The sequence below is a fragment of the Bifidobacterium sp. WK012_4_13 genome, from assembly GCF_041080835.1.
Taxonomy (GTDB): Bacteria; Actinomycetota; Actinomycetes; order Actinomycetales; family Bifidobacteriaceae; genus Bombiscardovia; species Bombiscardovia fermentum.
In genome coordinates this window covers 2,051,682-2,077,515 of record NZ_CP129683.1, presented here as the reverse complement: position 1 = coordinate 2,077,515, position 25,834 = coordinate 2,051,682, and the positions used below count along the sequence as shown (strand labels likewise).

General features: G+C 54.8%; 18 protein-coding genes and 1 tRNA gene. 7 read left to right on the top strand and 12 right to left on the bottom strand.

Going from position 1 to position 25,834, the window contains the following annotated elements:
• The first annotated feature begins 107 nt into the window (after positions 1-107).
• From QN062_RS08445 to rpiA, 4 genes are all read left to right on the top strand, one after another.
• Positions 108-1,205, top strand: coding sequence for a diacylglycerol kinase family protein (locus QN062_RS08445; protein ID WP_369341367.1), 1,098 nt, complete (start codon positions 108-110; stop codon positions 1,203-1,205).
• A 77-nt stretch (positions 1,206-1,282) separates the two neighbouring features.
• On the top strand, positions 1,283-2,959 hold the full coding sequence (pgm, locus tag QN062_RS08440) for a phosphoglucomutase (alpha-D-glucose-1,6-bisphosphate-dependent) (RefSeq protein ID WP_369341366.1): 1,677 nt from the start codon (positions 1,283-1,285) through the stop codon (positions 2,957-2,959).
• A gap of 433 nt (positions 2,960-3,392) precedes the next feature.
• Entirely contained in the window at positions 3,393-4,283 is an 891-nt protein-coding gene (locus tag QN062_RS08435; protein WP_394854721.1) for a ribonuclease H, read from the top strand.
• A 92-nt stretch (positions 4,284-4,375) separates the two neighbouring features.
• Positions 4,376-5,074, top strand: a complete 699-nt coding sequence (gene rpiA, locus QN062_RS08430; RefSeq protein ID WP_369341364.1) for a ribose-5-phosphate isomerase RpiA — start codon at positions 4,376-4,378, stop codon at positions 5,072-5,074.
• A gap of 73 nt (positions 5,075-5,147) precedes the next feature.
• On the opposite strand, the gene QN062_RS08425 is transcribed toward rpiA, so the two are convergent.
• Entirely contained in the window at positions 5,148-5,237 is a 90-nt protein-coding gene (locus tag QN062_RS08425) for a 30S ribosomal protein bS22 (RefSeq protein WP_003817716.1), read from the bottom strand.
• 143 nt (positions 5,238-5,380) lie between these two features.
• Entirely contained in the window at positions 5,381-6,010 is a 630-nt protein-coding gene (locus tag QN062_RS08420; protein WP_369341363.1) for a hypothetical protein, read from the bottom strand.
• A 114-nt stretch (positions 6,011-6,124) separates the two neighbouring features.
• Between QN062_RS08420 and radA the strand changes: the two genes are divergently transcribed.
• Positions 6,125-7,525 carry a DNA repair protein RadA gene (gene radA / locus QN062_RS08415; protein WP_369341362.1) on the top strand — a complete coding sequence of 467 codons (1,401 nt, stop codon included), beginning with the start codon at positions 6,125-6,127 and terminating at the stop codon, positions 7,523-7,525.
• Positions 7,526-7,559: 34 nt separating this feature from the next.
• Here radA and QN062_RS08410 read toward each other — a convergent pair whose 3' ends face one another.
• The 5 genes from QN062_RS08410 to nusA all read right to left on the bottom strand — a co-directional run bounded on the left by QN062_RS08410 (position 7,560) and on the right by nusA (position 15,631).
• Complete coding sequence (locus QN062_RS08410) at positions 7,560-8,786, bottom strand: riboflavin kinase (RefSeq protein WP_369341361.1); 1,227 nt, start codon at positions 8,784-8,786, stop codon at positions 7,560-7,562.
• 83 nt (positions 8,787-8,869) lie between these two features.
• The gene (gene truB / locus QN062_RS08405) at positions 8,870-10,165 is read right to left on the bottom strand and encodes a tRNA pseudouridine(55) synthase TruB (RefSeq protein ID WP_369341360.1); all 1,296 of its coding nucleotides are present in this window, start codon (positions 10,163-10,165) and stop codon (positions 8,870-8,872) included.
• Positions 10,166-10,262: 97 nt separating this feature from the next.
• On the bottom strand, positions 10,263-10,895 hold the full coding sequence (rbfA, locus tag QN062_RS08400) for a 30S ribosome-binding factor RbfA (protein WP_369341359.1): 633 nt from the start codon (positions 10,893-10,895) through the stop codon (positions 10,263-10,265).
• Between the two features lie 222 nt (positions 10,896-11,117).
• A complete protein-coding gene (infB, locus tag QN062_RS08395; protein WP_369341358.1) occupies positions 11,118-14,135 on the bottom strand; it encodes a translation initiation factor IF-2 in 3,018 nt (1,005 codons plus the stop codon).
• A gap of 194 nt (positions 14,136-14,329) precedes the next feature.
• Entirely contained in the window at positions 14,330-15,631 is a 1,302-nt protein-coding gene (gene nusA / locus QN062_RS08390) for a transcription termination factor NusA (protein WP_369341357.1), read from the bottom strand.
• Between the two features lie 171 nt (positions 15,632-15,802).
• Between nusA and QN062_RS08385 the strand changes: the two genes are divergently transcribed.
• Positions 15,803-16,657, top strand: coding sequence for a hypothetical protein (locus QN062_RS08385; protein WP_369341356.1), 855 nt, complete (start codon positions 15,803-15,805; stop codon positions 16,655-16,657).
• 113 nt (positions 16,658-16,770) lie between these two features.
• Here the strand turns inward: QN062_RS08385 and QN062_RS08380 are convergent, their stop codons facing one another.
• The 5 genes from QN062_RS08380 to truA all read right to left on the bottom strand — a co-directional run bounded on the left by QN062_RS08380 (position 16,771) and on the right by truA (position 24,318).
• Positions 16,771-17,925, bottom strand: coding sequence for a class C sortase (locus QN062_RS08380; protein ID WP_369341355.1), 1,155 nt, complete (start codon positions 17,923-17,925; stop codon positions 16,771-16,773).
• A 58-nt stretch (positions 17,926-17,983) separates the two neighbouring features.
• Positions 17,984-20,410, bottom strand: a complete 2,427-nt coding sequence (locus QN062_RS08375; RefSeq protein WP_369341354.1) for a SpaA isopeptide-forming pilin-related protein — start codon at positions 20,408-20,410, stop codon at positions 17,984-17,986.
• Between the two features lie 156 nt (positions 20,411-20,566).
• A complete protein-coding gene (locus QN062_RS08370; RefSeq protein ID WP_369341353.1) occupies positions 20,567-22,435 on the bottom strand; it encodes a SpaA isopeptide-forming pilin-related protein in 1,869 nt (622 codons plus the stop codon).
• 723 nt (positions 22,436-23,158) lie between these two features.
• Positions 23,159-23,243 (bottom strand) — tRNA-Ser (locus QN062_RS08365).
• 184 nt (positions 23,244-23,427) lie between these two features.
• Positions 23,428-24,318, bottom strand: coding sequence for a tRNA pseudouridine(38-40) synthase TruA (gene truA / locus QN062_RS08360; RefSeq protein ID WP_369341352.1), 891 nt, complete (start codon positions 24,316-24,318; stop codon positions 23,428-23,430).
• A gap of 276 nt (positions 24,319-24,594) precedes the next feature.
• Between truA and QN062_RS08355 the strand changes: the two genes are divergently transcribed.
• Positions 24,595-25,422 (top strand): hypothetical protein, encoded by an 828-nt coding sequence (locus QN062_RS08355; protein WP_369341351.1) that lies wholly within the window; start codon positions 24,595-24,597, stop codon positions 25,420-25,422.
• Positions 25,423-25,834: the final 412 nt, after the last annotated feature.

Sequence of the window (25,834 nt, the reverse complement as noted above, 5' to 3'; positions counted from 1 at the left end):
CGAAGAAGGCCATGGCCAATGCTGAAGATTTCCTGACTACGTGCAGGATTCGTTGAGTTATCTGGTTCACGCAGGACATTCCGGAATGAATATTGCACAATTGCCTTATGCCTACTTCAGCGATAATAGTGCTCTCATCAATCGGAGCACTCATTGTTATTCTCGCGGTCAGTATTTTTTCGATACGGATGTATCGCAGGCATTCCTTCCTGCATCGCTTGTTCAAGCGTGGGAACGATATCGTTCACTACGCGTTCATCATCAACCCTTCCAAACCCAATGCAAAAAGTCTCAAGGCAAGGATTCGCCAATACTGCGCCCAGAATGGTCTGAAGGAAATCACATTCATCAACACTGAGCTCGATAAGGACGGCAGAGAATGTGCCATCCAGGCGCTTGAAGGCGGCGCGGACGTCATCGTCGCAGTCGGTGGGGATGGGACCGTCCGAACGGTTGCGAGCGCACTTGCAGGGACAAGCCACGCGATGGGCATAATTCCCATAGGAACAGGCAATCTTTTTGCGAGGAACATGGGCATTCCGATCGATGACATTGACTCCGCCCTCGCAGTCGCCACCTCTCACGGCTCACGCTTCGTCGATGTCGGACGCTTGGAGATGCTGGACTCCGCTGAAGACAGGGAGGCTCACGCGTTCCTCATCATCGCGGGAACAGGCTTTGACGCTCTGATGATCGACAACACGGATCCCACGCTGAAAAAAAACATAAGCTGGCTCGCCTACTTCGTCAGCGGAGCCCAGCATCTATTCACCAAGAAATATACCGGAACCGTTGCCATCACCAGCTCTGACGGCGAAACCCGTCAGCGCGAATCAATAGTCTTCAGAACTCTGATGGCCGGAAACTGCGGTCAGATCCCAGGCCTGTCGCTGATGCCTGAAGCATCGTGGGACGATGGCCTTCTCGATTTTGAGATAATCGACACCTCTGGCGGCATCATAGGCTGGGCCAATCTGTTTGGCGACGTCCTGCACCAGACGATAACGCACAAGGCAGAGCAGAGTCCATTTTCGACGAATTCGAAAGTCGAACAGATACAGGGACTGAGCGCAGAGATAACCCTGGACAAGGCGGCCCCAGTGCAGGTCGATGGCGACGTCTTGGGCGAGACCAGGCATATTCGCTTCTCCGTTGAGAAAGAGGCGCTATGCGTCCGTGTGCCTGATTCCCAATCTGCAGCCTGAGCCAAGGGCTTGGCGACTTTTCAGCAGACTCAACACGGTCACTTCCAGACATCCTCAGAGCGTGGCAGTATAGGTGTATGGTTGCAAAAAATGCGGGCTTACCCGCCACAGAAAAGGATCTGATTGACGTCGATCACGTCATCGGACAGTATTACGATTCCATTCCCGATCCTGATGTAGCCGAACAGCGTGTTATCTTCGGCACCTCAGGGCACCGAGGCTCAAGTCTCAAGACATCGTTCAACGAGGCACACATCGTCGCGATCACACAGGCCATAGCCGAACACCGCAAGACCGCGAACATCACGGGACCTCTGTATATCGGTCGGGACACGCATGCTCTCAGCCATCCGGCATGGAAGACCGCGATAGAGGTTCTCGTTGCCAATGGCGTGCGAGTGCGCATCGATGCAAACGACGACTTCACTCCAACCCCAACGGTTTCGCAGGCGATCCTGACGCATAACCGTGCGGCAGACGGTACGCAGCGATTCACGGGAGACGACCTCGCGGATGGCATCGTCGTCACCCCTTCGCACAATCCGCCAACCGACGGCGGTTTCAAGTATGATCCGCCAACAGGTGGCCCAGCTCCAGCGGAAACCACGAACGCGATTGCCGCTCGCGCCAATGAGCTGCTCGGATCGTTCAAGACCATCAGCCGCGTTCCATTCGAACAGGCCTTGAAGTCCGATCTGGTTGAGCGCTTCGATTACCGCGAGCATTATGTCGCCGATTTGGGCAATGTCATCGACTTCGATGTGATTCGCTCGTCCGGCGTTCGTCTCGGCATCGACCCGCTCGGTGGTGCGAGCGTACACTACTGGCCACTGATCAACGAACGCTATGGCCTGAACATCGGCGTCATCAATCCAGACACCGACCCGACATGGCGTTTCATGACCATCGACCACGATGGCAAGATTCGCATCGATCCAAGCTCGCCGTATGCTATGAAGGGTCTGGTTGACAGACTCAACAACGGTGCCTGGGATAAATACGATCTCGTTGGCGGCACCGATCCGGACGCAGACCGTCACGGCATCGTGTGCCCTGACTGGGGCGTGATGAATCCAAACCATTACATCGCAGTCTGCGTAGAATACCTGTTCTCCGGCAATCGTCCTGGTTGGCCGGGCCACGCGGGCATTGGCAAGACACTCGTGTCGAGTTCGCTGATCGATCGCGTCGCCGCTTCCATCGGTGCAAAGCTCGTCGAGGTTCCTGTCGGATTCAAGTGGTTCGTAGATCCTCTGTTCTCCGGTGAGGTTGCTTTCGGTGGCGAGGAGAGCTCTGGCATGAGCTTCCTGCGTCGGGATGGCCGTGTGTGGACGACCGATAAGGATGGTCTGATTCCTGACCTCTTGGCGGCTGAAATCACTGCAAAGACTGGCAAGAACCCTGCAGAGCTCCATAAGGACCAGGTCGCTCGTTTTGGCGAGAGCTGGTACAAGCGCGTCGACACGCCGACCACCCTTGCTCAGAAGCAGAAGTTCGCTCAGCTCAGTGGCGAAGACGTTGAGACTGCCAAGCTTGCCGGCGAAGACATCACCGCCAAGCTGACTGAGGCTCCCGGAAACCATGCAAAGATCGGCGGCCTTAAGGTTACGACCAAGGATAATTGGTTCGCCGCCCGTCCATCAGGCACGGAGAACATATACAAGGTATATGCAGAGTCCTTCGTTTCTCCTTCGGCGCTCGACAATGTGCTTGACGAGGCAAAGGATGTCGTGGACAAGGCGCTCGGAGAGTAATTTCACCAGTTTCGTGCACAAATAGCCCTCGGATTGATCGAATTTCATCAATCCGAGGGCTTATTATTTCGAGATTCCGAGTTTTGCGGCAATTGCAAAGTATACAGCGCTGAAATCGGCTTGTTCCCTTACGTCATCTCAACGATTCTGAGCACTTATACTTCGAAATTGCCGCAAAACTCGGAATATGGAACAAACTTCCGCATTTTCACTGAGCCAAAACCCTTTTGGGCATGCAGTCTCATCCCTCGACTGCATTAGTCTGTGAAGCATGACTACTTCGATTCATAACGAAACATTCCTCACCGTGTCGACCGATGGATCCGCATTGGGGAATCCGAAAGCTGAACCGACTCGTGGAAAGCCGAACAGGCTTTCCACAGGTGAAGTGAGCGCCCCCAACGGGGCGCGAAAGGCCTATTCGGATTCACCAATGACCGTGTCGACCGACGGATCTGCATTGGGGAATCCGAATGGGCCAATGGGCTGGGGGTGGGTCGACCATCGTGGCACCGGCTGCGATGCAGGTGGCGCTTCGAATGGCACGAACCAGATCGGCGAACTGTGCGCAGTGCTTCAAGCCTTGAGGGCGCACCCATCCGATGTCCCTCTCATCATCGAAAGCGATTCCAAGTATGCGATTCAATGTTCAACGACATGGCTCAAGGGCTGGAAGCGCAACGGTTGGAAAAACAGCAAGAGACAACCGGTGAAAAACGCCGAGATAATCCGTGCAATCGACCGCGAGATTGCATCTCGAACAGGATCGGTTAAGTTCGTGTGGGTCAAAGGTCATGCTGGCAATGAGTTCAATGAAAAGGTTGACGACCTCGCACACGGATACGCCCTTGCCGTCGGCAAAGGCGTCAAGACGGGCAGTCTTCCGATCGAAGGATGGCAGTCGCTGCTTGCCTCGCCATACGCTTCCGGTGTCTCCATCCCGGACGATGTCCGCGAGCGGCTCGCTGGCGGCGTAAGCGACCGACATGCCAAAGACCAGGTCAATCCGCCTCGTTCGCATACAAAGTCAATGCAGCATAATCAGTCGCCGCGGGAAACGCCCATGTCAACGGAGGCAGGCACGAGCTCGCAGGACGCCTTCGACTTTGCCGTCCCCGAACGACGTCCAGACAATTCGGAGCTGAGCGTTTCAGGCTCGATTCGCATCAGTCCTCCTCCATCGTCGGCCTCTACGCATGCAAGCCTCGACCGACGTGTCATTGGCACGATTTCGGTTGATTTGACCGTCGATGCAGATGGCTATGCGCGTATCAACGACGCTCCCCTGCACGTGACCCACGTTGAAATCATCGGTAATGCCTGAGCGCGCCGACTCGGGCATGCAGACCACTACTATGGTTGATTGTGCTCTTCATTAAATTGAATTGATCCCACACGTTATGGAAAGAGGCACTTATGGAGAAATCCGAACAGGACGCGTTGAAGAAGGCGGCGGGCATCGAAGCAGCCAAGCTTATAGAAAATGACATGGTTGCAGGGCTCGGAACAGGCTCGACCGTGAAGTTCTTCGTCGATGAACTGGGAAGGCGAGTCAAGGAGGAAGGCCTGCACTTCACTGGCGTCACGACTTCGAATCGCACCAAGGCTCAGGCGGAGTCCTTCGGCATCAAGATCGTTGACATCGATGAGGTATCGCACATTGATGTCACCGTCGACGGCGCCGATGAAGTCGATCAGCACTTCAACGGCATCAAGGGTGGTGGAGCTGCACTGCTTTGGGAAAAAATCGTCGCCACGAATTCAGAGAAAATCGTCTGGATCGTTGACGAATCCAAGGTCGTAGACACGATCGGCCGCTTCCCGCTGCCTGTAGAGGTCATTCCATTCGGCGTCCAGCATGTGATTACACGCTTCAAGAACCGCGGATACGAGCCGACCTTGAGAGTAGATGCGGAGGGCACGCCGATCCGAACCGATGAAAAGAACTTCATCGTTGACCTTCATATGAACCGTATCGATCATCCTCAGGACTTGGCCGAAGATCTGATCACCACCGTCGGTGTCGTCGAGCACGGACTGTTCCTTAACATGGTAAACACAGTGATTGTCGGGGACCCTCGAGGGCCTCGTGTGCTGACAAACTCCAATAAGTAGCTGGAGGCGTCGCTCGCCTCACAAGGAACATACGAAAAATCCCCGGCATAGCAGTCGGGGATCATTATAAAAGCTACTTGCGCTGGTGGCGAGTCTTACGCAGCATTTTGCGATGCTTCTTCTTACTCATCCGCTTGCGGCGCTTCTTGATGACAGAACCCATCCGAGCCTCCGTTCCTTACTTGAAAGATTGCAACTCGCCCTATACTACACTGCTTCAGCGACGACGAGCGAGCGTTTTCCAAGCTCGGTCCTCCAAAATGCGGACAGACGACCCTTTGGACGAAAAACTGACAGGGTGACGGTTCACAGCGGGAACTTCTGATAGAAGTTCTTCACTGCTTCCTTCTCACCGTGCGCCTGAATCAGAACGGTGCTGTTCTGCCAAAGTGCCGTCGCATCCTTCTTGTTGGCAGTATCGGATTTGACGACATATGCGCCGGTCGCAGACCCGGAGACCTTCACGTTCCCCGAGGCAATCTCGTCCCCGGTGAGCGTTGCCGCAACCGTGTCGTACTGCTGTTTCGCGTCATCCGAGGTGGACCACTGCGCGACGGTCAACGTAATGTCCTCGGCACTGTCACCCGTCGAATACACCACGGTGTATTCCTCTATCGGAGACGAAGAACTCCACGTCGTGGCGGCAGTCGCCTGGGTACGTGCATAGTTGCGAACCGAGTCGGGCATGGTTTTCAGCAGAGTGCTCGCATCTGTCGGCAGTGCAGATGGCGAAATCGTCGGCGATGTCGGAGTCGCAGAGGCTGCCGTGCTCTGAGACGATGTCGCCGTCTGTGTCGATGCCGCATCTTCTGAACCGCGGATCGCCCACCTTGGCCATACGAATGCGCTGACGAGGACGATAACGATGACTGCTGCAATGGCCCACAGAACCGTGAGCAGCATGCGATGGGACTTTGCTGATTGATATTGCGCCATGCTGCCGATTCTCTCACAGCCAGACGACGCACAGCTCAAAACTTGGTGAGTGTTCAGACAATCATTCGATTATTCTTCCTGACAATTGTCCGTAAAGTTCTATAGCGTTTCAGTATGACAAAGAGCACGACTCAATATGTGTGTACCGAATGTGGCTGGAGTGGTGCGAAATGGTTCGGACGATGCCCGCAGTGTGGCGAATGGGGAACCATCGAGGAATTTCATGAAGCCAGAATCTCCGGAATCTCGAAAGCCGGAGCATCCGGCAGACGCGAGCCGAGATTGGATGCAACGCAATCGGCCACACCGATAACCGAAGTCGGTTCAGATCAGGTAAACCGAGTCGCAACTGGCTTTGAGGAATTTGACCGGGTCCTTGGCGGCGGCATCGTGCCTGGATCGGTCGTGCTGCTTGCTGGCGAGCCTGGCATAGGCAAGTCGACCTTGCTGCTGGAATCCGCCGGGCGCATAGCATCTCAGGAGGGACAGACAGTGCTGTATGTCTCGGGCGAGGAATCGCAGGCCCAGATTCGTATGCGAGCGACTCGGGTCGATGCCGTTCAGCAACGGCTCCTCCTTGCATCGACGACTGACCTTTCGACGGTCCTGGCACTTATCGAGCAGGAAAAGCCGACACTGGCGATAGTCGATTCCGCCCAGACCATATCCTCAGCGGATGTCGATGGAATCACGGGTGGTTCCTCGCAGGTTCGAGAGGTTGCAAGCGCACTGATAGACGCCGCCAAAACGCTTAACATCCCGACTTTCCTCGTCGGCCACGTGACCAAGGACGGCTCGATCGCCGGACCTCGTACGCTGGAACACCTAGTCGATGTCGTATGCCAGTTCGAAGGCGATTCGCAGACCGCATTGCGCATGCTCAGAGCGGCAAAGAACCGCTTCGGCCCAACTGACGAAGTTGGCTGCTTCGACATGAGCGGCGATGGCATAGAGGAGGTCCGCAATCCAGCCGGGCTGTTCCTCTCACCCGATGAGCATGCAGTTGAAGGGACATGCATCACCTTCACCGTAGATGGCCATCGCAGCCTGCCGATAGAGGTACAGGCGTTGGTCACGAATTCCGTTCTTCCCGCTCCCCGCCGTGCCACGAATGGCGTCGACACGAACCGTCTGGCCATGCTCGTTGCGGTGCTGCATCGGCACGGACGCATACCCTTGCTCAGCAACGATCTCTATGTTTCCACGATCGCGGGAGCAACCGCACGCGAACCTGCATGCGATCTGGCGGTAGTCGCCGCTCTTGCGAGCGCGGCAACGCACCATCCGATTCCACGGACAGTCTGCGCGATTGGGGAGATCTCACTCACTGGTCAGGTCCGGCCAGTCCCACGACTGCAGCAACGAATCGATGAGGCCGCGCGGCTGGGATTTGCCACGGTCGTGGTCGCCGCACAGCGCCGAGGTGCGAGAACCCTCAATGCAAGGTCCATGAAGGTTCTCGAGGTTTCAACCATCAAGGAAGCCTTGAATGCCTTGGGAATTTCCAGGCAATGAACCCCTATGACAAGTCCCCGATGCAATCCAGGGACTAAGCTCCGAGAAGTTTCAGCGCGCTCTGCTCATCTTTCCTGAGTTGATCCACAAGCTGATCCGAGCCATCGAACTTCACCTGTGGCCTGAGAAAATTGGTAAATTCAATGCGCACATCGTGGTCATATAGATCGAGCCACTCCTTGCTCATCGCATATGCCTCTACCACGCGATGCCGCAGACCGGTCTGACTCTCATACGTCTCTTTCGTGCCAATCGAGATCGCGGCCGGCCAACGCCAAGGTGAACCGGGTGATACACGCGCATCGACATTCGCCTGCGAAATCGCAGCGGAATCTTCCTCTTCGTATCCGTCAAGCACCTTGTCGCGCTTGCCAAGATCAACCAGCCAGCCTGCATAGACGCCATCGACGGGTATGTATCCACCGACCGGCTCACCTAGATTTGCAGTGGGGAAACCGAGATCGCGGCCTCGCTGTTCACCGTGAACGACCTGTCCTTCGATGACATGATCATGTCCAAGAACCTCATTCGCCTCTGCCATCCGACCTTGTGATAGCAGATATCGGACATTGGTCGAACTCCACACGCGAACCTTCGCAGCATCATGGCTCTTGCTCCAGGCACGCTGCTCATCCTTCGTCATATGCAGCAAAGGATCATCAGGCTCCCCTGCCTGCTCTGGGGCCTGCGGTTCAATAATTCTTGGGACGCGCGTGTACCCTGGCCCAACGTCGCCGACGACATCAAGCTGGAACACCCCGGTGGCCTCGGCGAGTCTCTGTATCGCCTCGACATCGCCAGCACGGTTCGATCCCATTTCCGCATCGCTGCCAAGCACAAGCGTGCGCATTCCTACCTTCCCGACAAGCTGTCCGAGGAAGAATCGGTATGATTTTGCAGCAAATGCCAGATTGTATGCGACGATGAGCACATGATCGATTCCTAGCTGTGCCATCCTGTGCATACGTTCATCCACGCTCATCAGGGCTTGCGAATCGACAGCAAGATCGTCGGCAGTAGGTTCCATACCATCATGTTCCTTGACGAAATGATGAACGACGCCGGGCCGAGGGTCGAACATGATCACCACGGAATAGGCCCGTTGCTGTTCAGCAAGCGCCTTGACGCGTTCAAGAAGTTCGGTATGTCCTCTGTGCATGCCATCGAATACGCCGACGGTAACCACTGCCTTCTTGGATACGCTCAATGTTGGCCATGGCACAATTCCACTCTCGTCAGGCGTAAGTCTGCTGATCCTCATTCAACTCCCATCACTGCGATTCGACCTCAGCCGAACGCGCACCTTCATCGACAAGCTCTTCAATTCACCTCAACACATCTTACTCACTTCTGTTTCTTCTGCCATTCCTCGAATGCATCGGAAAACACGGTTTGAGGCTTGGCCGAATCATGCCTATAGGGGACCAGGATCGCGCACAATCGCGGACTTGACGTCGCCGTTGCCGATTCGCCGGACGCCGAACTGTGCCTTGGCTCATGTATCGCAGCGGTTGGGTCTGATACGTGTCTGGCGATAATCCTGCCATGACTCAGATCCTCCGCCTCCTTCGCAGAAATATCTATGGAATTCATCATCGTCGAGGCTGCGACCGCTGGGCTGAGGGCTGATTTCAAGAGAGACTCGGCATCTTCCAGCATCACTGCCCTGTTGCGGACGATAAGCTTGCCGGTTTTCCTATCTGTAAGCTCGCGCGGAACAACCCTGACCCTGGCAACGTGTGTTCGGACCTCTGTGCCCGCCACCGTGCATAAGGGTGCATCGTCCGCTATCTGCGGATTGGCAGGCTGGACCGAGGACTCGTATGGCGATTCTTCCCGACCGACAAGAAAACCTCCGACCCTCGTCCGCCGAAGAGCGACAAGATGGCCGCCAATGCCTAGCCGGGCACCCAGGTCACGCGCCAATGCACGAATATACGTTCCACTCGAACAACTCACACGAACGAAAACATCGAGGACTGAGACTCTCACTGAGCTCTCATCATCAGCATGGCCATGGTCATGGTCATGATGGTCATCAACATCATTGCCTCCGGCGACATCCGCAGCCTCACCCACGTAGTCGGCGCTGTCCACTGCAAGACGACAATCCGCATCATGAATCCGTACGTCGTCGTTTCGCAACCCAAGAATATCGAACTTATGGACGGTAACCTCACGTGGAGCCAGATTCGGCTTTTCCCCATTGCGAGCCAGTTCATAGGCATGCTTGCCATTGACACGCACAGAAGAGAACGCGCTTGGAATCTGTTCGATCGCGCCGACGAAGAATTCATCCACAAGAGCCTGGAGACCATCAAGGCTGATCGTCTTCACGATGTCCGCAACCCGTTTCCTGACAGTGGCATCCGGTCGAAGTATCCGGCCGTCGGCATCATCGGAATCAGTCGCCAGACCTAGCCGTATGGTTGCCACATACTGCTTGTCATGCCCGACCATGTACCGCAGCAATCTTGTGGCATCGCCGAAGCCTATGACCAGGAGTCCGGTCGCCATGGGATCCAGAGTCCCAGCGTGACCGACATGTCGCGTATGCAAGGCACCCCTTACCGCAGCCACCACATCATGGCTGGTTACGCCCTGCGGCTTATCAACAAGAAGGATCCCCGACTCTGCCATTCTCTCATCCATTCAGTTGTTGAAGCTTCTCAAAATCGAAAAAACCAGTACTTGACCAATCATCCCATTATTTACTGCAATGATATGCACATTCCGATTAATTTCCAGTTTTTTCAGATTCTTCATCAACGTGAGCGGACTCTGCGTCAGTGCCAGTGCCTGTGCCATCTCCATCGCTATCGACATCGCCAATACTCTCAACATAGGCTGGCGTCTCCGACTCATCGTGCGCAGCGTCCACCTCGGAATCATCGGCGTCCTCTGCGGAGTCATCGTCATCGGCATCGGCATCGGCATCGTCATCATGGCGATATGGATCCTCTTCGCCAGCGTATGAAGCGGTGCTTCGCAAACGTTCGAGTTCTACGTCACGCCTGCGAGCCGCGACGAGAATGTCTTCGATTTCCGTCGCCTCTCGTGGAACCTCATCGAATTCGAAACGCAGCTGAGGGGTCAGCCGAAGTCCCGCCTTTGACCCGACCAAGCTACGCAGACGTCCCTTCGCCTGGTTCAGCGCCTGCTGAGCACGCTTGCGCTCACCCTGTTCATGCCCGGACTGTCCCAGCTGAGTCCAGAAAACGTGCGCGATCTGCAAGTCGTTGGTGACACGGACATCCGTGATGGTCACACCCTGAAGTCGCTGGTCATGCAGCTGAGATTCAATCGAGGATGCGATCACTCGCTGAATCAGCGCCGCAATGCGTACCGCGCGCGGGTTTGTTCCTGCCATTTTCCCCACTCCTAGTCTTTTTTCACCAGAATTTTCACGTCTGAAAAACGAGATTCCGAGTTTTGCGGCAATTCCGAAGTATTCAGGTCAAAAAACACTGAAATATCGACACCGGAAAGCCAAGAATCGGCACTTATACTTCGGAATTGCCGCAAAACTCGGAATCTCGAAGAAATTTAGCCGCCGCAACTTGTTGCGGCGGCTAAATTTGTTCATTTTTGATTACTTACGTTCGACCTCTTGCATTTCGAAGGTCTCGATGACATCCCCAATCTGAATGTCATTGAAGCTTCCAAGGTTGATACCAGCCTCGTAGCCTTCCTTGACCTCGTTGACATCATCCTTGAAGCGGCGCAGCGTCGAGATTTCCAAATCGTTGACGGTGACGACGCCCTCGCGCATGATACGGGCCTTGGTTCCCTTGGTGACGGTGCCATCGAGGACCTTGACACCAGCGATGTTGCCAAACTTGGAGGAACGGAAGATCTCACGAATCTCGGAATGCGATGTCGTGACCTCCTCATACTCAGGCTTGAGCATGCCCTTGAGTGCAGCTTCGATATCTTCGATGGCCTTGTAGATGACGGAGTAGTACTTGATCTCAACGCCTTCGCGATCCGCAAGTTCCTGAACCTGACGGTTTGGACGGACATTGAAGCCAATGATGACGGCCTTATCGACCGTAGCAAGATTGACGTCGTTCTGGGTGATTGCACCGACACCGCGGTGAATGACCTGAATCCCGACCTCTTCGGACACCTCGATCTTCATCAAGGAATCTTCCAAAGCCTCGACCGAACCGGACGATTCACCCTTGATGACGATGTTGAGCATGTCGATCTCAGACTTGGCGAACTGTTCCTTCAGGCTCTCAAGCGAAACGATCTTCCTACGCTTGGCAAGCTGTGCGGCACGCTCGGTGGCCTGACGCTTCTCGGCGATCTGCCGAGCCGTACGGTCATCGGATGCCACAAGGAACAGGTCTCCTGCGCTCGGCACGGAGGTCAGACCAAGAACGGCGACCGGTGTCGAAGGCGTCGCCTCCTGCATCTGATTGCTGTTCTCGTCAAGCATGGCACGCACACGGCCATATGACGTTCCAGCAACGATGGCGTCCCCGACATGCAGGGTGCCCTGCTGAACGAGCACTGTGGCGACTGCACCACGACCCTTGTCCAGACGAGCCTCGACCGTCGCCCCTCGAGCGTCCATATCCGGATTGGCCCGCAAGTCCAGCGATGCATCCGCCGTCAGCAGCACAGCCTCAAGAAGCTTGTTCACGTTGGTGCCGAGCTTTGCCGAAATATCGACGAACATGGTGTCTCCACCATATTCCTCGGCGACCAGACCGAACTCGGTGAGCTGGCCACGGACCTTCTCCGGGTTCGCGCCAGGCACATCGATCTTGTTGACAGCCACGACGATTGGAACGTTGGCAGCCTGGGCGTGGTTGATTGCCTCAACCGTCTGAGGCATCACGCCATCGTCAGCGGCTACGACCAGCACTGCGACATCGGTCAATTCCGCACCACGGGCACGCATGGCGGTGAACGCCTCATGGCCTGGCGTATCAAGGAAGGTGATCTTGCGAGCTTCGCCCTCAAGGTCGACGGTCACCTGATAGGCGCCGATTCGCTGGGTGATGCCGCCCGCCTCATGAGCCGAAGTGTTGGTCTTTCGGATCGTATCGAGCAATCGCGTCTTACCATGGTCGACATGGCCCATGACCGTGACGACCGGTGGACGAGGCTTGAGATTCGAGTCGTCGCGACCCTCCTCCTCTTCCTCAAGGTTGATGTCGAACTCTTGCAGAAGTTCCTTGTCTTCCTCTTCGGCGGAGACGATCTTGATGTCCCAGCCAATTTCCTCACCGAGAATCTGGAACGTCGCCTCGTCCAGGGACTGCGTGGCAGTCGCCATCTCGCCCAGATGGAAGAGCACGGTCACCAGGGAGGCTGCACTCACATTGATCTTGTCTGCCAGATCCGAAAGCGTGGCTCCCTGACGAAGCTTGATCATCTTGCCGTTGCCGGCAGGTATTCTCACACCACCGATGACGGGCGCTTGAATCTCGTTGAATTCCTGACGCTTGGCCATGCGGTTCTTGCGGGACCTTGATGATTTTCCACCCTGACGTCCGAATGCACCTGCTGCACCGCCGCGACCGCGACCACCGCGACCGTTGCTGTTGCTGGAAGGTCCATTCGAAGGTGCGGAGAAGTTGTTGCCACCGCCGAAACGGTTGCCGCCCTGCCCTGAATGCTGGCCTTGGCCGCCACCCTGAGAATGGTTGTTGTGACCCCACTGGCCTTGGCCACCACCCTGGCGCTGACCTGGTCTTCCACCGCGGAATCCTCCGTTGTGATCGCCTGGGCGTCCTCCTCTGCCACGACCTTCGTTGACCGTCGGTCGCGCCATTGGATGTGGACGTGGTATGTCACCAGGAGTGGGCGCGCTCATTCCCTGCCTACGGCTGAAGGGATTGTTCCCTGGCCGTGGAGTTCCAGTCGCACGTGTCCTTGGAGCCGATGCATTGCCGCCGCCTTGTGGGCGTCCGCCGCGGTTATCGCGAGAATCGTGCCTGTCGCGACCATCGCGATCATTTCTTCCATCACGGCCAACATGCTGTCCATGATTCGAATGAGAACCACCATTGGGACGTGGTCCACGATCATTGCGTCCGTCTCGTCGCTGATCGCTTCGCTCGCCTCGATCGCTGCGATCTGAATGTGAGTCCCGACGCTGATCGCCGAAACCACCACGATCGCGGCGATTCTGACCTGGTGTCGGGGCATGCGAGGAGCCGCCCGTCCGACCTGGACGGCGGGAATCCCTTCGCTCTTCCTCGGCAGCCATCAACGGAGTGGCATGCGTTCCTGACGAAGACTGCGATTCTTCGCTGACCTGCTGCGTCGGGCGCATTCCGCCGCGCTGCGAAGCCTCATTATGTGAGCTTGCCGGAGCCCTATGTGGCCCAGGCCTGTTAGAGACCTGAGCTGAACCACGTGAAGCACCTTTGGGTGTCGGGTGCTGAGATGCCCCGTGCGCTTGCGCTCCCTGGGCATTCTGTGAGTTTTGATTCGTTTGGGGAAATGCGTTCTTCAGTCTTCTCACGACTGGGGCTTCAACTGTGGAAGAAGCCGATTTCACGAACTCACCCATGTCCTTGAGTTTCTCAAGAACTGTCTTGCTATCCACGCCAAGCGCTTTAGCCAATTCATATACGCGTGCTTTGGGCACCAATATCTCCTATTCCAGACCGCGCATATGACCGGCGCGGTCACTCATCCATGACGGCGAACATATCCTGTCTCATCGTGCGACCATGATCGTGTTACCTCGTCTCTTAAGCCGAATCAGGCGCAATCTACACCCCCACTCGGATACCGAGTTAAGCATACTCGACTCTATGGATGTGCGCGCCCAAAGATTCGTTACATCTCTGCGCTTTTGGAAGACTCCTGCTGTTCATGCGCCTCGGCGGATTCAATTCCTATTTTCCAGCCGGTGAGTTTGGCGGAAAGCCGCGCATTCTGGCCTTCCTTGCCTATCGCCAAGGATAGCTGGTCATCGTGGATGAAGGCAATCGCAGTCTTGTTTTTTTCGCTGATGACGTTAACCTGTGTTGCGACTGCAGGAGACAGCGCCGCCGCGACGAACTTCGCAGGATCAGCAGACCAGTCAACGATGTCGATCTTTTCGAGTCCGAGATTTTCCATCACCGCACGCACTCGTGCGCCGCCTGGACCTATCAGGGCCCCCTTGGGATTCACGCCCTGCGTGTTGGCACGCACCGCTATCTTGGTGCGGGCCCCCGCCTCGCGAGCAATTGCCATGATGGAGACCGCTCCGGAGGCCAGTTCGGGAACCTCTCTCTCGAACAGACGGCGAACCAGCTCTGGATGGGAACGGGAAACGATGATCTCGGGTCCCTTGAGGCCACGTGCGACGTTGACTACATAGACGCGTATGCGATCTCCATGACGATATCGTTCGCCAGGAATCTGCTCGCGCTTCGGAAGCAATGCCTCGGTCTCTCCGACCGCTACATGGACGTTGCTGGCATCGTTCGCATCCTGCTGAATGATGCCTGTCACCAGCTTGCCCTTTTGACCGGAGAAGGCTCCGAAGATCTTATTGTCCTCCGCGTCTCTGAAAAGCTGCGAAATGACCTGACGGGCCGTGGCGGCTGCAAGGCGCCCGAAGTTGTTCGGCGTATCGTCGTACTCCTCGCCGAGATGCACCACCGGACGCGCATCCCTTGCATATTTGCCGAAGGCTGCGTGGTTTCTCCCGTTCGGCGTCACTGTCGTGGTGCTCGTGTGGCTCTCAGGAGCTGGAGTAGCTGACGGCTTCGAAACAGATCCGACGAAGTGTCCGGATTCAGAATCAGAATCAGAGATCCCTGTCGCCGCAGCTTCCGGTCCATGCTTCTCGGACGCATCCGCGTTGCCCTGGGCAACCCCTTCGGCGCCTTCTGTCGCAGGCCCCTTCTTGGCTTCCTCGGCAGACCCGCCAATCTCGGCATTGTCTGTCTGTGGCTCGGCAATCTCATCCTGAGCCCACACGGTGAATGTACCTGCACGATCATCCAGCTCAACCCTGGCGTGCTTCGCGGCATGCGGTGTCTTCAGGTAGGCTTGGCGCAACGCCTCTGCCAATGCTTCATCAAGAGTTTCCGTGTCTATGCCCTGCTCAGCAGCCAACTGATGGATCCCAGTTAGGTCAAGTTCCATTGCTAGACCTCCTATGAAGTTATATAACGGACTTTCTGCCCGTATGGTCTGCGTTCCAGACTACTCTAACGATTCATGCAGACACCTCGGCGAACGCAGCACGTCAGATATGGCACTCCCCGGACGCGAGTGCACCATTTGCGCCACCTTCGCTCCTCCGTGGTCGCTCTGATGACATGCCTTCTTATCGTGCTCTCTTCGGGATGCTCCTCTGACTTCGGCATCAGCATGCGTCTGGCGGGTCGCGAAGAAGGCGAAGACACGCTGAGCTCCTGCGAGCTTTCCCTGAAATCTGCGAATTCGAACGATGCCGAATCCGTCGACGGCCTGCAATTCATGTTCAGGAAGATCGCGGCCCAGCGCGCCCAACAGCGTTGGCTGGGTGTCGCCGAATACTGCTCCGGTCGTTTCGCCGAAGGCACCATGTCAAGCGCACTGGCCGGATATCGCCACTATCTGCTTGCCAACCAGCAGGACGACTCTGCCTCGCCACATTCTTCCCTTGCCGAGGACGGATTGAACGAGTCTGAACTCTCCGACCTGGGCTTTGATCCCTCGAGCATATCCAGCGCCGAATCCTCGGCGATTGCCTTGGCTGAGGACAGGTCTGGCTTTGCCCTCGAAATCCTCGCAGCCAGGAACGGCAACGATGCCGGACTTCTCGCCTTGAGCGACAATCAGAAGGCAGTCGCTCAGACATTCGTGTCCGTTCATCCCAATGCAAGCGACCCGCGGCAGAAGGTCTATTCAGTCACCAATCTGCTCTCACACCCGCAGACCATCGCCGATCCGGCGAACGGCCTGACAGCGCCAACAGCCGCTTCGGTGCTGATGAATTGCGCGCGGGCTGAAATCGCAGCGATGACGGCTGCAAGAAACGCTTCAGCGCGTCCCTCCTCTGAGCGCTTGACGCGCCTTGTGGCGGAACTGGCAACGCTCAGAGCCTATCAGGCTCTCAAGCTGGGATACCCCGCGTTCGAGAGCGCATTGTTTGTCTCCAAGAATGCAGCCAATAGCGATAATTAGTGCCCTGAAATTAGTCCGCTGCAATTAGTGCCCTGACGAGATCGATTCCTGCACGCTCGCCGAACTCATGATGCGGCATGCGCATGTCACACTTTCGGCATCGGTGCCAGACCTCACCACCAGAGCTGCCATGTGGCGTGGCGAGCGCGCATGAGCCACATGGCATGCCGCCTTCGCCGAGCGATCGCATAGCAGATCAGCGATGACAGCATCGTCAGCAGAACGCTCACCATCACCCAAAGCAGATCGTTCCTCGCTTCCGGGATGCTTGGAACGGGTTGAGGAATGTTGCCACGTAGACCGGAAACGAGCAGCCTATGGGTATTGACGCCATAGGGAGTGCATGTCATGAGCGTCAGGCGCTCTTCACCTGCGACCGTCGCTATCTTTGAAATATCGGTCGGTTCTATCACTTCTATGCGATCGACAAGGTAGCCGAAGGTTTTCCCCATTGTCGTCACATACATCTCATCTCCGAGCTCCATTTCACCCAGTCTGGTGAAGAACAGGGCTGTGGGTAGCCCACGGTGCGCCGTGATCACCGTGTGGGAATTGACCTGGTTCACTGGAAAGCCTGTGCCATACAGATGACCAGCCCCGGCATTCAGAGTTTTGGATGAGGTGCCATGATAGATCGGCATGGTAACCGATATCTTGGGAATCTCAATGGAGCCGATTATTCCATCACCTTGGTCAAGCGTGCTCATATATTCATCGTCAAGTTCGGAAGTGGTTTTCCCTTTTTCTGGCGCATCGGCATCATTCCCGACGAGGTCGCGAAAGGCATCCATCAGGTCAGATCCATGCTCCTGCTCTGAATATGGATCGTTTACCTCACCGATATTGTGAAAGGAACTTTCATAGAGTCTGACATTATATTCCCGAGCCTCCTGCAACGCGACCTCGGCATGCGGATATGGCCATTGCGCCGCCTTCTGATTCGATTCCTCGACAAGGCGTGCGAACTTATATGCATTATATGTTTGAAAGACCATCGGATACCCGACAATCACGAGACCGACGATCACGGCGATGAGCGAGAAGAATCTATAGAACGATGCCTTCCGCCGCAACTTGGTCTGGGTTCTGCCGATCTCTCGGGACCTTTCGATTGACTCGTTCAGAAAACTGCGCAGGTCGCTTTCTTCATCCCAGGAATCCGACCTCATCCCCTTTGCATCGTCATTTTCCCTAGCGTCATCTTCCCTAGTGTCGTCTTCCCTATCGCCATATTCCCTAGCGTCGTCTTCCCTATTGCCATCAGACATCCCGCCGACGCTTCGCTGCCGAACTAAATTATTGCCATTCATGGCATCCCCGGTTGGCTTACTCAAGTTTGCGATCGGACCTTTCTCTCCGCAAAGGCATTGCAGTGCGTGGACCGTAATGCCGCGAGGCCCGCTGCCGCCATTTGATCAGTCTGCCAAGCAACATGAGAAGCACCGCCAGGCAGATGAATGCAAGCAACCCAATTCCCGTCTTTGCCAGCACATCCCAGGCGAACGGCGCGATTGCCTCGACATCCCTTTCGCTGGCCCCATTGAGAACGCTGACTTCATGCGCATAGATGGTGTGCTTGATGTGGTCGACATCATCCACCCAATCGGTCATCGCAGGACGCAGATATGACGGCAATCCCCATGAATCCATGTAGCTTGCTCCCGAATACACAAATTCAGCGGCAAGAACCGCCGTCGGCCAGCTTTCCACGTCAAAGGTCGGATTGATCCTGATCGTAAAGTCAATGGTTCCGACATTCGATGCATGGTATCCGGCTGGCTGTCTGAGCTCCTGAACCCGATATTCCACATGCGAGGACAGCCCCCTGATAACGGCGCTTCCATCGTCGCCACTGACTACACGGCCCGTTTCGTTCGCGCCGCACACCTTGCTCCCCGAACGGATGTACGAACCTTTGACGAATCTGAAGCATTGAAGCACGCCTTCAGATTCGAACTGAAATTCTGCGTCTTTCAGAACTCGATCGGTCTTGGAATCAATTTTTGTCAGCTTCATGCCATAGCTGAACAGATACAGGTGCTGGGACAGGAATATTCTGCCAAACTCCTGCGAAAGGGAGAAATCGGAATAGTCATCCGACAGCGGATCATTCGAGAATTCTATGCTCGCAGAGCACGTCGGCTTGGTCACGAACACATCCGACTCAGCGTCTGACACGACGGCTGCCTGACGATATCGCATCTGGACAGCCTCTCCGCCATGGGTATGCAATGTCCACGAAGGCAGCTGAACGATGAAGTACCGTTCTCCCTTCGCGTTTGCCAAGGACTGGACGAATCCGAAGCAAGGCGTCTCAACGTTCTTGTTGTCGATGGGACAGACATCCATATATGACAGGTTCACATCGCCTAAGCTGACTTGGATCGATCTCGGATCGACATTGTTGAAGTTTCTGTCGTAATCGATGATGATGTCAAAGCGCAATGGACTTGAATCATAGGTGTGCGTGTCCACCTGCTGGCTGTGAACGGCACCTTCTCGATCCAGTGTCCCTTCAGCTGGCAGGATTTTGTCAGCTGCCACCAGAGCGTCAGGGACTTCCAAGCCCAGGCCTCGAGTCGTGCCGTCAGACGCCGGTCGACGGTAGTCCACAGGCTTGCCGCCTTCTCCGCCGTAGGTTGACGTGCTTGTTGCGATTTTCCCTGCCGGATTGCCAAAGCGATTCAGCAATGTCGTGCCGCTCGAGGAGATATCACCTGAAATTCTCCCGTCCCTGTACGAACCGGTCGCAGCACCATGACTGTACGTATCGTAGTTAGGTAGGTTGGTTGAGAACACGAACGGAACTTCATCTCCCGATGCGTAAGTTCTTTCCTTGTTCTGAGCCTCATCGTCTATCAGGAGCGAGGCATTCACCGCATCGCCCTTGACGTTCATCGTTCCGAGGCCATGGCTGTCAAGATCATGGAACTCAGTGACACCTTGGGTCGTTACGGGGATTTTGGTCCCGATCACCATGGGACTTGATCTCGTCGTCGTAGATTGTACCTCAGGCGAAGCAGACGTTTCCACTGCAATCACGATGTATAGCCCAGGCTGAAGACCTTCGAAACGCACTCGGATGGCACCGTCGGTCTCAACCTCTCCTGACGACGTCACATTGTCGATTCCTATGCAGGACGCTGACTCGCAGTTGATGCCAGACTCCATCGCCAGCCAATCGGTCAAGGTCCTGATCGCTCCCACCGTCTGCGTGTTCGTGTTGAGCCAGGGGTCGGAATCGGCCTCGGTCACCTGTCTCTGCCATTGATTCCCCGCCCATACGAGAGGATCTTTCCAAGTGACGCTCGATTCGAGGCTCATGACCTCCCCCGAATCGGACACCTCAGGCCTCTTGTTGCTCGAGCTCTGCGCATGGTACAGGGCGGACACTTCATGCGCGAGAAGCTGCTTGAAGTTAAGTGGCCGATCGGGTCCGCCCACGGAACTTCCGTCGCTGAGAACGGTCTTGTTCTCGGTGGCATCCCCTTCCACCGTCTGAAGTCCCACGCGCTGCGGAATGGACTCTGAAGAAAGCTCTATTTCACTGTATTGCGCTATCCGCATGGCTCGGAACGTATGCCCTGAGACTGCATCGCCTTCGATGACGATCGAAGTGGTTCCCGTGTCATCCGCAAGCGCGGATTCGCTCGGGGAAACGACCACCGCAACCCAGAGGCCAGTCACGATTGTGGCAATGCACGTCATTCGCAGCACGCGAAGTCGAAAGAGCTTCGGGAGAATCTTCCCCATTATGATTCACCACTTTCTGAGCAGGCATGTGTTTCGATTCCGAAGCACAGTCACAGGCAAACGAGTCGTCGTATTGAAGACCTTCCCCATATTGCAGGAACATGGAGAAGGTCGCTGAATTCATTCCATCGCAGTTGAGATCCGATGCCACTGCCGTCAGATCGCAGTGGCGGCAGTCTCTGCCTTGACACTCTGCCTATGCGCGCGAATTCCAACCACGGTCACGCATATGCCGACGATAAGGAAGATTGCAATGCCTATGCCGCCGGTATATGGCAGGTTGGCAACATTGGACTCAGGGTCTCCGACATAGACGGTCTGATACTTTCCTGTGTCAGTGTTCAGATCACCAATCCAGACAGTGTCATCCGCCACATCTTCAACCGAATATTCAAGTGTGTCAACAATCTGGCCGCTCTTGTAATGGTCGATGCTGGTGAACCAATTCGGCTTGATCACCACTATGAAGGGGTCGAGGGCATAGTAGCCTGAAGGTGACTTCGTTTCAGTGAACTCGTATTTTCCTGCCGAAAGTCCAGTGATCTTAAATACGCCATTGCTGAACGAGGTCGGCACTGAAACACCCGACCATGTGAGTTCGAACTCACCCGATCCGATTGAGTCGAAGTTCAGATCCTTATCATCCTTAAGCCTTTTGATTGCGAATTCGGCTCCCTCAAGGGTCTGCTTATGATTTCCCTTGTTCACCTTCTTCAGATTGATGCCGAAAACATACGCGGTCGCAGAATCCTTGTCGTCTGGATCATTCACCCCGGGCTGCGTCAACGTGGCCGTGGCCGTGTTGGCGGCTAGATCCGGGTTGGAAGCTGCCTTCGCGTCGGTGTGTGGATACTGCGTCGCGTCGATGGAAACCGCGTTGTTATTGACTCGTGCCGTGAATCGGATGTACAGCAGCGTGCCCGGGGAGACATCGACAATTTCCGTGTCAGGCTCACCCTGCCAATCTACGACATCAACCGTCAGCTGCTGCAGATCCGTCCACGCGCCTGAGGAACCTCCGATGAAGAGCTTTTCGATGCCGCCCAGGTTGAATGTGCCACCTGTCACGGCAGCGGTTATCCCATCGACCTTGGAAAGCTCGACTGGGTTCTTCCCCGCGGTGATGCTGAGGCTGTTGACCGTTTCAGACTCGTCGAAGGTGATGCCTGCCCCTGGCCCGTCAGCGATGGAAATTGCATAGGAAGTATCGGTGCTGTGAGTACCAATGGCTGGTATTGGGTAGGTGATCTGGTATTGCACGACGTCATGGATGCCAAAGCCGTTTTCGCCGTTGGTGATCTCTTTCCACATGTACGGAATGTCTTCATTCTTCAAGACACCGACACCAAGCTCGCGCTTGTTGCCGCCCACATCTTCGTAATCGACAAAGTTAAAGCCGTCCCACGATTTGGTACCGACAATCATGGGGAGAGTATCGGCCTTGGTGCTGGTGATCAGGTAAAGACCCGTCTTCAAACCACCTATGGTGAAGGACTCCCCTGCTGCAATGGAAAGACTGCCCGTTTCTTTCTTGAACTCGGTGTTGCTTGTGAAGGCCGAGCTTTGCGCAAGTTGCTTGGCGAAGCGCTGCAGTATGCCTGCGTATGGGCTTGCGGCAGACTTCGTATCTTCATTCAGACCATATTCGTCGTTTGTGATCGCATAGCCCAACCAATGCGAGGCGACCCAGTTGGCGGGAACCTTCTCGTCAACGCCCGCATCCGCATCGGCCAGCCCCTTTGCGATATCATGGATCGCGCTATTCGCAGTCGTATTGGTATTGGCTGCAATCTTCAATGATTCGAGCGGTCCGTTGCCCCATAGGTACTTCTCGTTTTCGTATGAGCCAAGCAGATACGCAGTGAAGCTCTCGCTGTTGAGAGCGTTATGCTCAACCTTGATTTCGATCGTTGCGTCGGTGGCTGGAACTGCCTGCGCCGTGTTGGTAAAGGCCATGCCAGCAAACGCGACTGAGGATGCAACAAGAAAACCTGCTACCCTCTTCCCGATATGTCTGAATTCCATGAGTGTTTCCCTCTTTAATTCCTGTTGAATCCCATTAGTCGAATTCAATTTCATTTCAGATCGCCAACCAAGCCGTGACCCTTATGGCACTATCTGTTTGTCTGCAATTCTCCGAAGACATTCCAACCCTGCCTGCAAGAAGCAGCCATAGAGACAACACCGACTTATGCTCATGGCGCTGAAGTCACTAAGAGTTGACATATTGCATAAATTAGCAATAAATATACAGACTGTCAAACTTGAAATCGTCAGTGTTCACAACCGTTCTGAGATGATTCCTCGAAAGAATAGGGAAGATGCGTGCAAGCTGGCCTGTGAAAACTCGAAATTCGACTGATGTGGAGTCGACTCTCTCCCCAGGGCCGTGAACGTACCATTGCCGAGCATGTGCATCGAGCCTCTTGTTCGAGCAGTCAGTATGTTCGAGAATCCTCTATTGGAGCGGTCACCGGGCACCCATCAGGGTACCGACGCTCCGCCACATTCTCGCTGTGCAGAAGCATGCGAGTTCGAGGGAAATGGGGCCAAGGCACTACAAGCCGGGCATCTGGATTGCAGCTAAGGATTGCTTACTCTGCCATGACATGCAATCAGGGTTTGCCTATTAAGCCTATTAAGCCTATTAGCCTATTAGCCTATTAACCCATTAACCCATTAACCCGGAGAAACTGGGCTCGTGAAATCAAACAAGGGCTTTGAGACAAAGCTCAAAGCCCTTGCACGCGGTTGAGGAGAGATTCGAACTCTCGGAGGTTTTCACCTCACACGCTTTCGAGGCGTGCTCCTTAGACCGCTCGGACACTCAACCATATTGCCTTGGACTCGTCGACTGCCATTGCAGCCGCCTGCCATAAGCAACTTTTCTAGTATGCCACACATTGCAGACCACACGCCCGATGTTTTCTGATTTGCCTTCAATGCAGTTTTGCATTCCTTAAGCTGCATTCCCTTAGTACGTCCAGTCATCTGACAGTCACGATCATCGACAGCGCTCAATCATCCAAGAGCGTGCGCTTCGCCCTGATCTTCGCGGCTCGTGCGGCAAGCTGCGCGTCCGGCGGGTATTCCACGCGTTCCAAGGTCAGCCCGCGTGGGTCGATTGGACCTGTGGAACCTTCGCGCAGCGGTGCGTTCAGCTTGTATTCGAACCACCTGGCATCTCGTTTGCCCAGGCCAATGCTGACGCAGGCCTTCACCAATGAGCGCACCATGTTGTGTGCGAAAGCATCCGCGACGATCTTGAACACGATCATGCCTGGAAACGTCAACCGATATTCACTGGCATTCGGATTTGCCTCGCTGATCCTTTGCCATTCGAGCGACCTGACCTTGCGGATGGTTGTGCCACCGGGGTTTGGCGTTGCAAACGATCCGAAGTCGTGAAGACCAACGCAGCATTGCGCCGCCTGATTCATGGCAGCCACGTCGAGATGGCCTTCGATTGCGAGCACACAGTTGCGAAGTCTCGGGTCCGGCGTGCATTCACTGTCGACTATTCGGAAAACGTATGTGCGATCGAGCGCAGAGAATCTTGCATCGAAGCCTTGGGGGGCACGTTCGAGGCCCAGGATTGCGATGTCATCTGGGAGTATCCTGCGTAGCCGGTGTTGCAATGCCTCGATGCCGTCCAAGTCGAGGTATCCGACACACCGTTGCAACTGCTCTTCTTGAACGTCAAAGTGCGTGACCTGGTGTGATGCATGAACTCCAGTGTCCGTTCTGCCAGCAACGGCGATATGGATAAGTTGCCGATCAGCTTGATCTTTCGCGAAAGAGCGGACGAGGAGTGTATTGAGAGCATGTTCGAGCTCGCCCTGTACTGTTCTTAATTCAGGTTGCTTTGCCCACCCATGAAATTCCGTGCCGTCATAGGCAATATCCATCCGAATTCGTATCACGCCCCACATTTTCTCATAATCCTCGACAATTCCGCACAGTTTTGGATGAGATTCCGAGTTTTGCGGCAATTCTGAAGTATCAAGCTCGTTTTTGGCTATTCTTCGTCATCATTTCAACGATTTTTTGCCTTGATACTTCGCAATTGCCGCAAAACTCGGAATCTCAACTTTGCAAACAGGGATTTCGCCGTTTCAAACCATATTTATCCACACATCACTGCAGAGCAGACGGTTTAGGTGGGACTACCTTAGACTCCACACATGAACTTAGATATTGCTCATACCAGCCTTGGAGATGCAGGGCAGCCTTGTGATACAGAAGCATGTCAGGCTGTTATTCGTAGATCGAGAAACATGCTGACTTTTGCAGGCTTGACTGCCTTGAAGCTACGAGGTTTCCCTGATTTGCATCACACTGCGAATAAGTCTTGGCCGATACAGGCGTGCGTTACCCGCCCAGGGAACAGAACGAAACTCAAGGATGTTAGCTTCATATACTGGACCATCCCTTTTCAGACGACCTTTCATGAAATTGACTACTGCCCATTCCGGATCGTAGATCCCATTACAGCAAGCTTGCAGTCTCTACGCTTTGTAAATGATATTGAAGCCGTAGTGCTATTCGACCATCTTCTGAGCAGATATGCGCACTCCCGTGCCACAACCAGAGCTGAATTGGAACGGATTCTTTATGGAACGAAGAGATTTAAAGGCAAGGAACGAGGAAAATGGGCATTGAACCACGCAGTTGAAGGAACTGACTCTCCTATGGAAAGCCGACTGAGAATCAAACTATGGAAGAGTCGGTTTCCTAAGGCAGCCGTTAATTTCAAAATTCAGCATCCCGCCACAAACGAAACATGGTTTGCTGATCTTGCATATCCAAAGCTTAAGATAGCCGTCGAATATCAGGGTACGGATTTTCATATCTCAAAAGACAAACTCAGCAAAGACAGCAGAAAAATTTCCGCACTTCAAGGGCTTGGTTGGAATGTAATTCCACTCACGAGCGAATATCTGCTCACAGAACAGGGTTGGCAAAGGTTTTCTGACACGCTGCGATCAGTCATTGCGTCTCGTTCAAAATGAGATTCCGAGTTTTGCGGCAATTGCGAAGTATAAAGGTCCAAAAGAGCTGAAATGTCGACCAAGAATAGCCAAAAAACAAGCTTGATACTTCGCAATTGCCGCAAAACTCGGAATCTCGGTGCATTTGGATGATGCATTCCCAAAAATCCAGTAACGAATGCTGGAAGTCACTGAAAAATGCTGAGGCGAAAGGAATAAATCGATTGTGTATCGACAGTGCGGCGCAGCGTGAGGAATCCGCAGGAACTCATGAATAGCATACGGGCTGACACCGTTTGTTGGTGTCAGCCCGTATGCGCGTTGAAGGTGTCAATCAATGTTGACCTGAAACACGATGGTTTCGAGAAGTCAAGAACTACTTCTCGGCCTTCTTATCGGCGGCTTCGGCATCCTCTGCCTCGTCGGCGTCCTC